The organism is Flavobacterium sp. Root420, assembly GCF_001427905.1.
GTDB lineage: Bacteria > Bacteroidota > Bacteroidia > Flavobacteriales > Flavobacteriaceae > Flavobacterium.
Window position 1 is genome coordinate 515,745 of the sequence record NZ_LMEF01000029.1, and the last position, 17,039, is coordinate 532,783.

Genomic DNA, 17,039 nt, shown 5'->3' on the forward strand with positions numbered 1-17,039 from the left:
AAAAATACGGATTAAGGGTAAAATCTTATAAGTAAAGAAGTATATTAATTTTTATATGCTAATTTTTATGAAATATCTATAAAATTAACTTATAATTGTACCTTTTACACCAAGCAAAAAAACATTTATTTTGAGGTATTTTGTTTTACATCTTCTTTTTTTAATAGGTTTTTCTTCTGTAGGTTTTACACAAGATAATCCCATAAAATTTCTTGATATTTCTGATGGTCTGTCAAATAATTCGGTAACCACTATTTTTCAGGACAGCGATGGTTATCTTTGGTTTGGAACTTATGACGGATTGAACCGCTATGATGGTTATAATTTCAAAGTTTTCCGCAACAGAATCAACGATAAAAAATCATTACTTTTTAATACGATTTATAGTATCGAGGGTGATTCCCGAAAAAACATTTGGGTTGGCGGTTCAAACGGAATTTGCATTTACAGTAAAACGACCGCGACATTTCATCCTGTAGAATATACGCTGCGAAACAAAAAGCCAAAAATATTAAAAGACATTATTCACCAGACGCAATCTGTGTCTGAGAATTTGGTTTTAGTAGCTTCTCAGAATTTGGGTTTAATTGCTTTTGAGAACGGTTCTTTTCTCGGAAAACAAATTCCCCTTAAAGTTATGGGCAATAACAGTATTGATAATTACGATGCAATTGCCCTTCAGGACGATAAAAAAAAAGGACATTGCTGGGTTCATGTGCGAAATATTGGAATCTGCAGTTACAATTACAAATCAAAAACCTTAAAAGTAGTTTTTCCGTTTTCTAAAGAAGTAAAATCTATGAAATTGGCTTCTGACGGAAATCTTTGGTTGGGAACCGATGAAGGTATTTTTCTCTTTAATACCAAATCAGAAGCTCTTTCAGATAATTATTTTTCGAATAAATGTAGTGTTACCGATATTCTTCTGGATAAAAAAAAGGAGATCTGGATCACTACAGACGGTTGTGGCATTTATAAAATCATCGCAGCAAATAAAAAAGCGATTCCCTACAACATGGTAAATGATGTGCAGCTGGCCAAAAGCAACTCGGTTTGGAGTTTATATGAAGACAAAGCAGGAAATAAATGGTTTGGTTCTTTGCGCGGTGGTATAAGTATGCTCAGCAGCACGCCCAAGTACTTTAAAAACATTCGTTACAACGCTACAAATCCGGCAGAGAATTTTATTTTATCTTTTTGTGAAGATGAAAAGAAAAATTTATGGGTTGGCACAGATGGTGCAGGTTTGAAATACTGGAACCGAAAAACCAATACATACAGTAATTACGGCAATAAGCTTTCAAGTCCCTTTATCACCGGAATTGTACGTGATAATAACAATGATATTTGGCTCTCAACATGGAATGGCGGGATGAATAAAATCAATCCAAAAAACAATTCGGTTACGCAATATTCTTGTTTTAACCCTTTTACCAAACAAATCGAGAAGAAAATTTGGCTGGTTTACAAAGATTCAAAAGCAAATATTTGGGCCAGTGCTACAAACGAGGGTTCATTGTATCTTTTTGACAGGGCTAAAAACAGTTTTGTTCTCTTTGATAAGTCAATTACCAATTTGCAAAGTTTGACCCAAACGAGTGACGGAAAGCTCTGGGGCGGAAATTATACAAGTTTGTTTTCTTTGGAAAAAAATACCAGAAAAATCACTAAAACAAATATAGGGAATCCTATAAGATGCATTCATGAAGACAGAGACAGAAATCTGTGGTTGGGAACCCAGGAAGGCGGATTACTATTGTTTGACAGAAGAACCAATACTTTTAAAAGACTGACTACCGATGATGGTTTGCCCTCCAATACGATTTTAAGAATGCTCGAAGATAAAGAAGGTAATTTGTGGATGAGTACCTATAATGGCGTTTGCCGGTTTGATAAAAAAAGAAAAACGTTCCGTAATTTCTCTGTAAATGATGGCCTGCAAAGCAATCAGTTTAGTTTTAATGCCGGAATTAAATTATCGACAGGCGAGTTTCTCTTTGGGGGAATTAATGGTTTTAATATATTTTTCCCCGAAGCAATCAAAGGATTCAACCAACAAAATAATTTACTGCTCACAGATTTCTACGTAAACAATCAGCCGATCGAAGAAAGTAAAAACGATTTGGTTTCTGAATGGGAATCGGGTAAAATAAAGGAAGTAAGCCTGCCTTATGATCAGACCACTTTATCCCTTGAGTTTGTTGCCCTGGATTACAATAATGCTGACAAAATTAATTATGCCTATTATTTAGAAGGCTGGGATGCCCAATGGAATTATGTGGGTCAGGCCCGAAAAGCAAATTATGCCAGATTAACCGAGGGAAAATATACTTTTAAAGTAAAAACCACCAATTTTAAAGGTGGATGGAATAAAGAAATAAGTCTTGTAACAATCGAAATTTTACCACCGTGGTACAGAACCTGGTGGGCCTATACTTTGTATTTATTGGCTCTGGCAGGAATTCTTTTTGCCTATTTGGAATATCATAAAAATAAGGAGAAACTAAAATATAAAGTAAAAATAGCCGAGCTGGAAAGCAAGAAAGAAAAGGAAGTTGCCGAGAAACAATCCTCGATGTTTACCTATATCTCGCACGAGTTTAGAACGCCGCTTTCACTGATCATAAATCCGCTGAAAAAGGCCGTTCAGAAAGAAAGTGTTCAAAACGGTTCTTCGGGAAGTGATCTGGCCATTGCACACCGAAATGCCCGCAGGCTTTTGAGTCTGGTGGATCAGTTGCTTCTTTTCCGTAAAGCCGAAAATGATGCTGATTCCCTCAGATTATCAAATATAAATGTAAATAACCTTTGCAATGAAGTATATCAATGCTTCGTGAATCAGGCAAAGGAAAAAAATATTACCTATAAATTCGATATTCCACAACATGATATTGAAATTATTGGCGATTATGAAAAAATAGAAATTTCCTTGTTTAATTTAATGTCAAATGCCTTTAAATACACACCAGTTGGAGGAGAAATTAATCTGAAGCTTTCTGAAAATGAAAATGAAGTTATCTTAGCAATTTCTGATAATGGTGATGGAATTGAAAAGAAGGATATTGATGTTATATTCGAAAAATTCAAACAGATCAATTCAAAAGTTTCCGTTGGGACAGGTTTTGGAATTGGACTCTATATTGTGAAATATTTTGTTGACAAACATAAAGGAACAGTAAGCTGCAGCAGTGAAGTAGGAAAAGGAAGCACTTTTACATTGGCATTTCTGAAAGGAAACCGTCATTTTGAAGATATTGAAATTACTGATGTTGTGGCTAAAAGAAGTCAGTTGTTTGATGAACTTATCATTGATGATTCAGAAGAAAACAGCCCGTCTTTAAATAATATGGTTTTAGAAAGTGATTTTCAGAAAATCATGCTTACTGATAAACGTACGGTTTTAATAATAGATGATAATGCAGAGATCAGGGCTTATCTGATCAAATTATTCTCGGAAAACTATATTGTTTATAATGCTGAAAATGGAGAAGAGGGATTGAAGCTGACCAAAAAGCATATGCCGGATCTGGTCATCAGCGATATCACGATGGAACATATGGATGGTCTGGAATTATGCCGAAAAATAAAAGAAAACGACAGTTTATCTCATATTCCGGTTATTTTATTGACGGCCTCCAAAAACCCGGAAACACATTTACAGGGAATTACAGATGGTGCCGATGATTATATTACAAAACCTTTTGATGATGATATACTCCTGGCACGTGTGGAGTCATTATTGCGAAACAGAAGCAATTTGCGTACTTATTTCCTGGACAGTATAACACTTAGGGAAAACTCGCAAAAAGTTCCGGTTGAATACCAGGAAATCCTGAAAAAGTGTATTGATATTGTCGAGGCCAATATTCATAAAAAAGATTTTACGATTAAGAATTTTGCACTCGAAATGGGAATGAGCCATAGAACACTTTATACCAAAATAAAGATCATTTCAGGCCAGACTTTAAATGCTTTTATCCGTTCGCTAAGAATTAGAAGAGCGGCAATGTTAATGCTCACAGAAGATATGAATATTGCCCAAGCAAGTGCAGAAGTTGGTTTTGAAGATCCAAAATATTTCAGGCAACAGTTCGTAAAGCTCTTCGGAATGACGCCTTCAGAATACATCAAAAAGTATAAGAATTCATTTAATTCTGACCTGAATATCATCAAATAAGTATCACATAGACTTTTGTTTTTTGAAAACTCTTTTGCTTTTTGTGCAGAAGAGTACAAATCTTTGAAAAAAATCAAACGTTTTAGTTGTAAATTGAAGATTATTTAATAATTGCGAATTTTTTAAAAATACACTGTTATTTTTTTATACTTGTTAATTTTAAATCAAAAATAATAGTTAATTGCCATTTTGACCTCCTTTTTTTTCCATTTTACCCCTCCTTAGAAGTGTGGAATACATATTTCTTTGCACTTATAGTAATGGTTTTAAGTTGTTACTGTGTAATGAATTAAGTGTTTGTTTTTTTTGGTAAGTTTTTGATCTGTTTAAAGAACTGAGCCTTCTTTAAGATAAGATAGTAAGTGTTAGTTTTACGTATAACTTATCGACCCGCAGTTTAAAAATTGCGGGTTTAAAAATAAAAAATAAAAACTTTTTGTATTGAGAATCATCAATACGTTTAGAGAAAAAAATAAAAACAAAGAATATTAACCAAACTTTACTAGAATGACAAAAACCACGCGATTACCTTTTGATTGTCTTATTTCTTTATCAGGAGAAAGACAATTTAGATTCTCTTCAAAAATGAGTATATCTCATCTTCAACAACAATTTTTTTTAGCATAACAACAATCTAACTAACCTAACCTTAAAATTAAAAGAAATGAAAAAAAATGTATTTTTATTTTTTCTCGCCCTTTTTGCCGTCCTTGTTACCGGATGTCAAAATAACGAATCTGGTTATCCTTCTTCTGATGACCCTACAGTTGTAGTGACAACAAAGGAAATTTACGGGGCACCAAACAGAAAATTCGAAATTAAAGCTGCACTTACTGACGATTTAGGACTGAAAAGTGTGAGAATTCAAATTCCTGAGTTATCCTTAGATAAAATGATCACCTTTGCAAGTGACCCATTACTTAAATCCTACGATTTAAGCTATTTTTTTGAAGTGCCTTCGAACAGAGGAACTTCAGAATCTTTTAAAATTAAATTAACAATCACAGATGTTTCAGGGAATGCCATAGACGAGGATATCAATTTACGTCTTGACGGAGAATTTGCTGCACCGGCAATAACGATGGTTACGCCAAAAGAAGGAAGTGTTATTTTACTGTCTACCAGCAAAGAAATGCCTGTAAATTTTGTCGTTAATGACGATTCTGGTATCGACTATATTCAGGTGCAATGTGCTGCTTTGGGTATTAATGAAACGGTTCAATTAACTGGCTCACCTCAATCTTATACTTTCAATAAAACGTATACTTTGCCTGTAACTGCAGCAAATTATGTATTGACAATTACAGCCAAGGATAAATTTGCGCTTCCAAACACTGGGTCTTTAAATATTAATATTGTAGCGACAAACGAATATCCTGCACTATACTTATGCGATCAGCCAAGAGGTACCAGTCTTACCACTGATGCTGTTGGGGTTCCGATGTATTTCCATGAGAAAAACGGACAGGATTTCGAATTTAAATATTATGCTGACAAAGACAATAAAGAAGTATATTTCTTGGGTCAGGAAGCCGACTTTGCCCCACATTGTTTTGGTTTAAATGCAAGTGGAGGATTAGTAGACAATGTGGCTTCAACTCCAATTATTTTACCAACAAAAGGATATTATAAAATAAAAATAAATCCAAATACATTGGTTTATACTGCAACAAAATACACACCTTCAAGCAAAGTTTGGGCCAATATTGCCAACGGGTTATGGCATGATGACGAAGCGTTAAGAAGACCTTTTGTGAGCGTTTGCGGAGGCGGTATTCAAGGGGCTGACTGGGATACATGGACGGCCTGGACACAAACCGGATTGCATTTGGCAAATAATCCAAACAATCCTTATCAATTACTTGGAGAATATACCCTGACAGGACAAATAGAAGCAACCTTTACAGGTCAGTGGTGGAGCCCGTCATGGAGATTAATCAAAAATGGTATCGCTACAATGTCACCGGGTGAAAATGGAAATGCAAAATACCCAGCTGCTCCGGGAGTATACAAAGTTGTACTGGATACGGAATTGGAAAGAGTCTTTATCACAAAAAAATAGTTTGTTAGAACCTGAGTTTTAGCATTAATAAAAAAATATATTAATATGAAATATAAATTTATATGGTTATTTTTCACCATGTTGTGCACTGTTGCAACATTTGGGCAAATAACAGTAAAAGGAATTGTTAAGGATAAAGGCAATGTGCCAATTCCCGGAGTTAATGTGACAGTAAAAGGAACATCAAAAACAACATCAACAGATTTTGATGGGAAATATTCTATCACCGTACCCAATAACAATGCTCAAATCGAATTCTCATTTGTTGGTTTTTCTAACAAAACAATTCAGGTTGGCGATAAAACAACCCTAGATGTTGTTCTGGAAGCATCAAGCCAGGCACTAGATGAGATTGTCGTTGTAGGTTACGCCGCAGTAAAAAAGAGCACTGTAACGAGTTCTATATCTTCCATAAAAGGAAAAGAATTACAAACCATGACAGTTGGTAATGTTACCGAATCATTACAAGGGAAAGTTTCTGGTGTTCAGGTTACCAGTCAGGGAGGTCCTGGTGCACAGCCAAGAGTTTTAATTCGTGGTATTTCGACACTAAATCTTGATACTGCTCCTCTTTATGTAGTGGATGGTATTCCGATGGGAACCAGTATTAACTTTTTGAGTCCGAATGAAATCGAATCGATGGAGGTTTTGAAAGATGCCTCTGCAAGTGCTATTTACGGTTCTCGTGCTTCCAACGGAGTTATTTTGATCACTACCAAAAAAGGGAAAGTGGGTCAAACAAGATTTACCTTTGATACAAGTTCAGGAATGCAGCTTATGAGCAATCCATATCATATGGCTGATGCCGAAGGGTATGCAACGATCATGAACAAAGCATACAACAATTCAGGTTATGCAGATTATTTGCCAAACCCTTCTCAATACAGAGGAAAAACGACAGATTGGTGGAAAGCCGGAATTAGAGGTGGATCTCCGGTTACAAACGCTTCTTTAGGAGTTAGCGGTGGTTCTGAAAAACATACTTATGCAATCAGCCTGAACTATTATGATACAGAGTCTATTTATGAAGTAGGCGGTTGGGAAAGAATTACGCTGAGAATTGCGAATGATTTTAAATTCTCTGATAAATTTTCTGCCGGAATCACTTTAAATCCGCGTTATGAAACTTATGGTGGTCCGGGAAACTGGGCTGATTTTGATAAAATTGATCCAATTACGCCAATTTACAAACCAGCAGACCAGTTAACAGGAAATGAAAACGAATACAGCATTTATGCACGTTCGCCTTCGTATGTATGGAATCCGGTTGCATCTGTAAAGCGATATGATGATTATACAGATCAATATAACTTAAATACAAATGGTTATTTACAATATGCTCCAATCAAAGGTTTAGTGTTTCGTACACAGGCTTCTGTCGAAGTTGGTGATAAAATAAGAAGCAGGTTCAGACCCGATTTCATTATTGATGCTGCACACGAAAAAGAGGAGATTAATAAGGTTGAAAGATGGGCTACTAATAATGTAGACTGGACATGGCAAAATACGCTTACCTATTCTAAAACATTTGCAGAAAAACACAATGTTTCCCTGATGGTCGGCAATACAATGGAAGAGTACAATGGAAATGATGTTTGGGGTTACGGAGAAGGTGTGCCCAATAACTCTGATTTAATGAGAGAGGTAAATGCTGCAACTAAAAACCGCGACAGTAAAGGTAACAGCTGGTCAAGTTCATTGATGTCTTATATTTCCCGTTTTTCTTATAACTACGACAATAAGTATTATTTCACCGGAACTTTCAGACGTGACGGTTCTTCTAAATTCATGACAAACAACAAATGGGCAAATTTCCCTTCTGCATCGGTTTCATGGAGAATTCTGAATGAAGGATTTATGGAATCTACCAAAGATGTTTTAAGCGATCTTAGATTTAGAGCAGGTTGGGGTAAAGTAGGTAATCAGGGATTACCAACACAGGTTTACCAGTCCAACATCGGACAAGGATTTTATCCTATCGGAGCTGTTGTGGGAGATACTTCATTTCCTTCTTCTATGGCCAATAAAGACATTAAATGGGAAACTGTTGAAGATATGAGTTTTGGAATCGATTTCGGATTATGGAAAAATAAGCTTTCAGGATCATTAGAATATTATCAGAAAAAAACAAATGATATGTTATTCTTAAAACAATTTCCAGCTTACAGCGGATTCCCGGAAAATGCAACAATCTGGACAAACGTAGGTTCTATGCAATCCAGCGGTATTGATTTACTGATTTCGTATAAAGATAAAAAAGGGGATTTCTCTTATGGTGCCGATCTTACTTTTACAACTGTAGATGTTGAAATGCTGTCTTTATCCTCTGATGGAGAAAGACTTTACGGATCTTCTAACAGAACATTGACTGTTAAAGGAGAAGAGCCAGGATATTTCTACGGATATGTGGCCGATGGTTTATTTCAAAATCAAACCGAGTTAAACTCACATACCGATGAGCACGGAACTAAATTACAACCTTACGCAAAAGAAGGAGATATTCGTTTTAAAGACGTTAACGGTGATGGTAAACTAGACGATAAAGATCGTACAAAAATTGGCTCTCCATGGGCTGATTACAACATCGGATTGAATTTGAATTTTGCCTATAAACAATTTGATTTGGTTGCTAATTTTTATTCCAGTATCGGAAATGATATTGTAAATACAAACATTTCAGATCTATACAATGGTGCAAGTTTAAGCAACAAAATAAGCGGATTAGACCAAAAGGCATGGCACGGAGAAGGAACTTCTAATTATATTCCTCGTTTGTCTAAAGATGATAACAACGAGAACTATACTAAATTTTCTTCTTTATATGTAGAAGATGGTTCTTATGTTCGCATGAAGAACTTACAGTTAGGATTTTCATTCTATAATAAATTCGGATTGGACAAGCTTAGAATTTCTTTATCGGGTCAGAATTTATGGACATGGACAAACTACAGCGGAGTTGATCCTGAAGTTGCAGGAGGAGACCCTGATAAGGGAGACAGAGTAAAAGGATCGGGTGTTGGAGGATGGAACTATCCGGTTCAGCCAACAATTTTGATGGGTCTTAATGTAGCATTTTAATAAAAAACGAACATGAAAAAAATAATTTTATCAATAATGGCTTTAGCTGCAGTTGCAGTTTCCTGCTCTGATTTTATTGAAAAAGAAGAAAGAGGAAAGCAAACCCTTGAAAACTACTTTCAAACGGCACAGGAATGCGAGAATTATACCAACGAATTAACCCACAGATTGTTGGATCCTAACGAATGGTGGGTACTAATCGCACCGAGAGTTACCAACGAAATGGCAACAGATGATGCCTGGATGGGAAATACAGGTCAGGACAACAGTGCGCACAGACCAAGTTCGCAATACATTATTTCGCCGGATAATATGGGGGATATGAACAGCTGTTATACAGCGCATTTCTATACGATTCAATCGGCAAATATTGGTTTGGAGAAAATGGCTGCGGCACCACTTACTGATTCCCAAAAGAATCAATATATGGGAGAATCATTATTTGTACGTGCGTATTGCTATTATGAATTAGTCAATCTTTTTGGAGGTGTTCCATTATATACAACAGTATTAGGAACAAGTGATTTAAAATTAGAGCGTAGTTCTGCTGCAGAAGTGTATGCTCAGATTGAAGCTGATCTTAAGGAGTCTGCTGCAAAATTGGAAACTGTTCCGGTAAACAGAAGCGGAAGAATAAACAAATGGGCTGCTTATGCTCTATTGGCTCGTGTTTCTTTATTTCAGGAAAAATGGGCAGAAGCCAAACTATATTCAAACAAAGTAATCACCGAAGGACCTTATACATTGGAAGCTGACTTCCTGAATATTTGGAATGTTAACAATCACAATGGTGTGGAGTCCATTTTAGAAGCACAATCTTCTGATGTACAAAACAAAAGTTTAGGTTCTGCCTTGCCAACATTTTCAGGTGCCAGAGGTGAAGACAAGAAAAACTTTCCAAGTAATGATGCCGCAGATGTTTTGGATGGCTGGGGATGGGGTATGCCAACCAGCGATTTAGAAAACGCATATCTTTCTGAAAATGATGTTATCCGTCGCAGAAGCACCATCACAAAATGGGGAGAAGCTGCTTATGGCGATGAGGTTTTAAATCCAACGCATAAATTCAGTTTAAATGATAATAAATCAGGACGTATTTGCCGTAAATATTATATTCCTATAGCAACACGTCGTGCCTTAGATAATAAAGACGGACACTTGCCATTGAATATTCCATTGATTCGTCTGGCTGAGATGTATCTGACAAGAGCTGAAGCAAGCTATCATACAACCGGAGATGCTTTAGGGGATATTAACATTATCAGAGCACGTGTAAAATTAGATCCAAAAACAGGTTTATCTGGTCCGACTCTTCTGAAACAAATTTATAAAGAGCGTCGTTTAGAATTGGCTTTTGAAGGATTACGTTTGTACGACATACGTCGTGAGAAAGACCCAACTACCGGAAAACCGGTTATCGAATCTCTGATGGGACCAAACGGAACTTTCGTTCAATACAACCTGAACTCTGCAGATCCTTATGAAACTACCAATTTGAGAGAACCTCAGGATAAAGGGATTAATTTTAATCCTGGTAAAAATTTATTGTGGCCAATACCTCAGATGGAAATTGACTTAAGTGGAGGATTAATCAAACAAAACCCTGGTTACTAATGAGATTTATAAATAACAAAAAAGTAAGTCTGCTATGTGCAGGCTTGCTTTTCGCTAACTTTTTTATGGTTAGCTGCGATTCTGAAAAATCTGATGATTCAGGTTCTGAGAACACCATTGCAGAATTGAGTGTAAATTTGGATATGAATCTCCAGACGATGGAAAGCTTTGGTGCTTCTGATGCCTGGCAAGGTAATTTTATCGGAAAGAACTGGCCGTTGGATAAAAGAAATAAAATGGCCGATTTGCTTTTCAGCAGAGAATTGGATGCTGAGGGTAATCCAAAAGGAATTGGATTATCATTATGGCGTTTTAATCTTGGAGCCGGAAGTACAGAGCAAGGCGATGCGAGTGATATTTCAGATGAATGGAGACGTACAGAATGTTTTACAACAGACGGAGTTAGTTACAATATGAGCAAACAAGCCGGGCAGGTTTGGTTTATGAAAGCGGCAAAAGAACGTGGTGTTGAGAAATTACTGGCTTTTACCAATAGTGCACCAGTTTACTTGACTCAAAACGGAAAAGCACATGCCAGCATCAAAGAATTTTATAATTTGAAAGATGGAAAAATGCCAGAATTGGCTGATTTCTGGGTGACTTCATTAGAAAAATTAAAAACTGAGCACGGTTTAACAATCGATTATATAAGCCCGTTTAATGAACCGCAATACGAGTGGGACGGAACTGCACAAGAAGGTTCTCCGGCTACCAATGCTAATATTTACAGTTTTGTAAATGTATTATCTCCAAAATTACAGTCAAAAGGGCTTACTGCCCAAATTGTTGTGGGAGAAGCCGGAGCTTATGATGCTTTATATAAAACAGTTTCAGGAAAAGAAAGCAGATCCAATCAGATTGATTATTTCTTTGGAGCAAATTCTACTAAAAAAATAACAGGATTATCTAATGTAAAGAAAACTATTTCCGGACATAGTTACTGGCAGGCATGGCCTTTGGCCGAATTGGTTTCCTCAAGACAACAAGCGGCTTCAAGAATTCAGGGAGTTGGTGCAGTTAGTTTATGGTCTTCAGAATATTGTGTTTTAGAAAACCCGGGAACATCAGAATTACAAGGTGGTGGCGGAGCAGGAAGAGATTTAGGAATTCAGCTGGCACTTTGGACAGCCCGTATTATCAGTACAGATATTGCAATTGGAGGCGTTACGTCATGGCAATGGTGGACTGCGATAAGCCGTGGTGATTACAAAGACGGATTAATTCATGTGGATGACAATGCAAGTAAGGGTGCCGGAGATGCCAACTATTGTAAAAACGACGGGTATATTAGAGATTCCAAAACACTTTGGGCTTTAGGAAACTTCTCCTTCTTTGTGAAACCGGGAATGGTACGAGTTCAGATTCCGAGTGTGGATAATGCCACTTCGGTGAATGATGTAATGGTAACGGCATACAAAGATGCGGCAACAAAAAAATTGGTTGTTGTTGCCGTTAACATTAGCAAATCGGCGAAAGCCTACAAATTAAATCTTGCAGGAGGAACTTTAGCTGGGAATAAATTGACGCCGTACACTACTTCTGAAACTTTAAGTTTGAAAAAAGGTACTGCTGTAGATGCTTCTAATTTTGAAATTCCGGCAAGATCAATTGTGACTTACATAGGAAGTTATTAGGAAAAAGCCCCTAAAGGTTTTGAGATTCCAGGAGTCTGAGGTTTTAGAATCGATGCGTAATCCTTGTCAAAGTTTTAAACTTTGACAAGGTGAACAACAATAGTTCGTGAATAAAAATTACATAGATTAAGAAAATGAGAAAAATATATATCTCACTTTTATTGGTAATGAGTTCGCTGTCTTATGGACAGCGAACCGTAACCATTAGCACAGATAATGTTGTACAGACCATGGATGGTTTTGGAGGTTCTGATGCCTGGAGATGTCAATTTGTGGGTAAATGGCCGGAACAGAAAAAGAATGCCATTGCCGATTTACTTTTTAGTAAAGAATTAGACGCACAGGGAAACCCAAAAGGAATTGGACTTTCGATATGGAGATTTAATTTGGGAGCTGGAAGTGCAGAACAAGGCGAAAACAGCAAAGTTTCGGATGAATGGAGAAGAAGCGAATCTTTTTTGCAAGCAGATGGGACTTATGATTTCTCTAAACAAGAAGGCCAAAGATGGTTTTTGCAGGCTGCTAAAAAACGAGGTGTTGAAAAATTCCTGATTTTTACTAATAGTCCGCCAGTTTATATGACAAATAACGGATTATCTTTTGCCTCTCAAAAGAATAAACTGAATCTAAAAGATGGTGCAATTCCAAAATTTGCCGATTTTTTAGTTCAAAGTATTCAGGGATTAGAGAAAAAAGAAGCAATAAAATTCGATTATATAAGTCCGATAAACGAACCGCAGTGGGAGTGGATGCCAAAACAGGGCGATACCAACAGTCAGGAAGGAACACCGGCAACCAATCAGGAAATTTATGATTTAACCAAATCACTTTCAGAAAAACTCAAAGCTCAAAAAATGAGTACTGAGATTGTAATTGCCGAAGCCGCACAAATCAATTATTTATATGAGAATGTAAATGGCGAGAACCGTGACAATCAGATTGATTATTTCTTCGGAAAAACAAAAACAAACATTGCTAAACTTTCAAATGTTAAAAATGTAATACTGGGTCATAGTTATTTTACCACCTGGCCAATTGATAAACAGGTTTTAAGCCGAAAATTGATTGCGGCAAATGTGAAACAAAATCCGGGATTAAAATATTGGCAGTCTGAATATTGTATTTTAGAAAATCCGGGTGAAGCTGAAATTCCGGGTGGTTCCGGCGGAGGCAGGGATTTAGGAATGCAGACCGCCTTATTCGTAGCGCGTTTGATTCATAATGATATTGCTGTAGCCAATGCCGCTTCATGGCAATGGTGGACTTCAATAACCCGAGTTGATTATAAAGACGGTTTGATTTATCTGGATGACGGAAAAAGCAACGGAGGAACCACACCGGATTATGTTAGAAACGATGGAGAATTTCATGATTCAAAACTGCTTTGGGCTTTAGGGAATTACTCTTTGTTTGTGCGTCCGGGAATGTTGAGAATTGATGTTCCAAATCAAAATGAACTCGATGCAGCAAACAACGTAATGCTAACAGCCTATAAAGATTTAGCAAACAAAAAACTGATTGTCGTTGCAGTAAATTGCGGAAAATCATCTCAGAAATACAAGTTTGATTTATCCAAAGGAACACTCAAAAATAATGAAGTTACACCCTATGTAACTTCTGAAGATTCAAATTTAAAAAGAGCCGAAATTCAGAAAATGGATAATCTGGAAATCCCGGCAAAATCAGTCGTAACGTTTGTGGGAGAATTACAATATTAAAGTTTCAGGTTTCAAGTTTCAGGTTCTTTACGTAACGTGAAACGTGAGACTTGAAACCTGAAACAAAGAAAACTAAAAACAACAACTAAAAATTAAAGAATAGTGTTTACAAAAAAGAGCTTATTACCTGTTTTACTCTTTTCGTGCGTCTCGGCCTTCAGCCAGATTTCGTTTGGAGATTCTAATAAAATTAATGACAACTGGAAATTTAATCTTCAGGATATTTCAGATGCAAAAAACACCACTTTTGACGACAGCAAATGGCAGTCGGTAAATGTACCTCACGACTGGAGTGTAAAAGGACAGCTAAGTCCAACGCTGGCAAGCTGTACAGGTTATTTGCCTGGCGGAATTGCCTGGTACAGAAAATCAATCAATATTCCGCAAGGCAAAGCTGGGGAAAAAGTGTATTTGTATTTTGAAGGCGTTTACAACAGAAGTGAAGTTTTTATCAACGGACATTCTTTAGGAAAACGCCCGAATGGTTATATTTCTTTTGCTTACGATGCCACTCCGTTTGTAAAATACGGAGCAGAAAACACGATTTCAGTTCGTGTAGACCACAGTCAAAGTGCTGATTCAAGATGGTATACGGGTTCAGGGATTTATAGAAATGTTTGGGTAGTTTATGCAAATCCGGTTCATATTGCACAATGGGGCGTTTATGCGTATCCGGAAGTTAAAAAAGGAACAGGAACTTTGAATGTTGAGGTTGATGTAGAGAATGGATCTTCGGCAAAATCAACTTTAACTGTTATTAATGAATTGATTTCAAAAGACGGAAAATCTGTTGCAAAAGCTTCCAATAAAGTAGAAGTTGCGGCGAATCAAAGCGGTAAAATTGCAGCTAAATTAAATGTCAAAAATCCACAATTATGGGACATAGATCATCCAAATTTATATCAGCTTAAAACGACTGTCCTCAAAGATGGAAAACAAATAGATCAAACCGTTACAAAAACGGGTTTTAGAACGTTCACTTTTGATCCAAATAATGGTTTTGCACTAAACGGAACCTGGATGAAAATGAAAGGTGTTTGTTTGCATCACGATGCCGGGGTTTTAGGTTCTGCAGTACCCCGCGAAGTTTGGGAAACCAGATTGAAAACATTAAAAGAAATTGGCGTAAATGCGATCCGTACAAGCCATAATCCACAAGCACCGGTTTTTTATGAATTGTGCGATGAATTGGGAATATTGGTATTGAACGAAGCGTATGACGAATGGGAGTTCCCAAAACGTAAATGGTTAGAAGGCTGGAATTACGGAACACCGGGGTTTGAAGGCTCGTTTGACATTTTTGCAGATTACGCAGAAAAAGATTTAGAAGATTTTGTACGTCGCGACAGAAACCATCTTTCGGTTTTTGCCTGGAGTATTGGCAATGAGGTAGATTATCCAAACGATCCCTATTCGCACCCAGTTTTAGATAAAGGAAAAGACGGTTTTGGACAAGCGGCTTACGGAGGTTATAAAAAAGATGCACCAGATGCCATGCGTCTTGGAGTAATAGCAAAACGCTTGGTTGCAGCCGTAAAAAAATACGACAAATCCCGCCCGACAACTGCAGGTCTGGCCGGTGTTGCGATGTCTAACGAAACAGAATATCCCGGAGCTTTAGATATTACAGGTTATAATTATACAGAAAGCAAATATAAATCGGATCACGAAAAATATCCAAACAGAGTTATTTTCGGAAGCGAGAATGTTCATGATATGGAGCCCTGGCTTGCCGTAAAAAATAACAAACATATTTTTGGACAATTCCTTTGGACAGGTATTGATTATTTAGGAGAATCAGGAAGATGGCCTTCAAGAGGATTTTACTCAGGCTTAGTTGATTTCGCCGGAATGATTAAACCTAGAGGTTATTTCCGTCAATCTTTATGGTCTGATAAACCAATGGCTTACATTGGAACTTATCCATTGAAAGATGAGAAAGAGATTTCGAAAGATGCCTGGGCAATCTGGAATTACACTCAAGGTGAAAAAATCCGCGTTGTGTGTTATACAAATGCCGCGAAAGCCCGTTTAGAATTAAACGGAAAAGTAGTGGGCGAAACAAAAGCATATGATGAAAAAACAGGAATTATTTATTGGGATATACCATTTGCTGCTGGAAAACTAGAAGCTGTTGGTTTAAATAAAGAGGACAAGGAAGTAAGCAGATACACGATTAATTCAACACAACAACCTGTTGAATTAACCATTGCTGATACTAATATCACAGTTGCAAAAGACAAAGGTGTGGCTAAAATTATGGTGCAGCTAAAAGATCAAAACGGTCTTCCGGTGATGCTTTCAGATAATGAAATTACCTGCACAATTACTGGTCCGGGGACCTTATTGGGTCTTGAAGCCGGAAACAATAGTGATATGACAGATTATACAGATAACGTGCAGCGCGTATTCCACGGCCATATTGCGGCATATATTCAGGCAACGGGAGAATCATCTCAGCCTATAAAAGTTACGTTTACAAGTCAATGGTTAAAACCGGTTGACGTTACTTTAAATGTGAAGTAAGAAGTTAAATGCAATTAGTTTTAAGTTCCAACGGAACAACATGTTTATAGAAAAGATTTATGCGTGCGACCCCCATCGAAACGTGGAAATCTTTTTACATATCGCTCCTCCAGAGCTATATCCGGAACGGATTGTGATTTGCTATAAATATGTTGCTCCTCAGGAGCCAGTCCACACGAATTAGTAGTTAGTTTTTAAATTGCCAATTAACCTGTCAGCATTTTGGTTAG

At 36.9% G+C, this 17,039-nt stretch carries 7 protein-coding genes; all 7 read left to right on the top strand.

Features of this window, described 5'->3' with window-relative positions; all coding sequences use genetic code 11:
* Positions 1–130: 130 nt before the first annotated feature.
* The 7 genes from ASC72_RS16535 to ASC72_RS16565 all read left to right on the top strand — a co-directional run bounded on the left by ASC72_RS16535 (position 131) and on the right by ASC72_RS16565 (position 16,809).
* The gene (locus ASC72_RS16535) at positions 131–4,177 is read left to right on the top strand and encodes a two-component regulator propeller domain-containing protein (protein ID WP_056193042.1); all 4,047 of its coding nucleotides are present in this window, start codon (positions 131–133) and stop codon (positions 4,175–4,177) included.
* Between the two features lie 664 nt (positions 4,178–4,841).
* Positions 4,842–6,239, top strand: coding sequence for a hypothetical protein (locus ASC72_RS16540; protein WP_056193045.1), 1,398 nt, complete (start codon positions 4,842–4,844; stop codon positions 6,237–6,239).
* A gap of 45 nt (positions 6,240–6,284) precedes the next feature.
* Positions 6,285–9,317 (top strand): TonB-dependent receptor, encoded by a 3,033-nt coding sequence (locus tag ASC72_RS16545; RefSeq protein ID WP_056193050.1) that lies wholly within the window; start codon positions 6,285–6,287, stop codon positions 9,315–9,317.
* A gap of 12 nt (positions 9,318–9,329) precedes the next feature.
* Entirely contained in the window at positions 9,330–10,931 is a 1,602-nt protein-coding gene (locus tag ASC72_RS16550) for a RagB/SusD family nutrient uptake outer membrane protein (RefSeq protein ID WP_056193053.1), read from the top strand.
* Entirely contained in the window at positions 10,931–12,565 is a 1,635-nt protein-coding gene (locus ASC72_RS16555; protein WP_082564334.1) for a glycoside hydrolase, read from the top strand. The genes ASC72_RS16550 and ASC72_RS16555 overlap by 1 nt, the downstream gene beginning before the upstream one ends.
* 134 nt (positions 12,566–12,699) lie before the next feature.
* On the top strand, positions 12,700–14,283 hold the full coding sequence (locus tag ASC72_RS16560; protein WP_056193061.1) for a glycoside hydrolase: 1,584 nt from the start codon (positions 12,700–12,702) through the stop codon (positions 14,281–14,283).
* 102 nt (positions 14,284–14,385) lie between these two features.
* The gene (locus ASC72_RS16565; RefSeq protein WP_056193064.1) at positions 14,386–16,809 is read left to right on the top strand and encodes a sugar-binding domain-containing protein; all 2,424 of its coding nucleotides are present in this window, start codon (positions 14,386–14,388) and stop codon (positions 16,807–16,809) included.
* Positions 16,810–17,039 lie beyond the last annotated feature (230 nt).

What these genes read in the sequence shown, in the direction of transcription:
- ASC72_RS16550 (WP_056193053.1), top strand. Translation starts at nt 9,330, where the DNA reads ATGAAAAAAATAATTTTATCAATAATGGCTTTAGCTGCAGTTGCAGTT.
- ASC72_RS16540 (WP_056193045.1), top strand. Translation starts at nt 4,842, where the DNA reads ATGAAAAAAAATGTATTTTTATTTTTTCTCGCCCTTTTTGCCGTCCTT.
- ASC72_RS16545 (WP_056193050.1), top strand. Translation starts at nt 6,285, where the DNA reads ATGAAATATAAATTTATATGGTTATTTTTCACCATGTTGTGCACTGTT.
- ASC72_RS16560 (WP_056193061.1), top strand. Translation starts at nt 12,700, where the DNA reads ATGAGAAAAATATATATCTCACTTTTATTGGTAATGAGTTCGCTGTCT.
- ASC72_RS16555 (WP_082564334.1), top strand. Translation starts at nt 10,931, where the DNA reads ATGAGATTTATAAATAACAAAAAAGTAAGTCTGCTATGTGCAGGCTTG.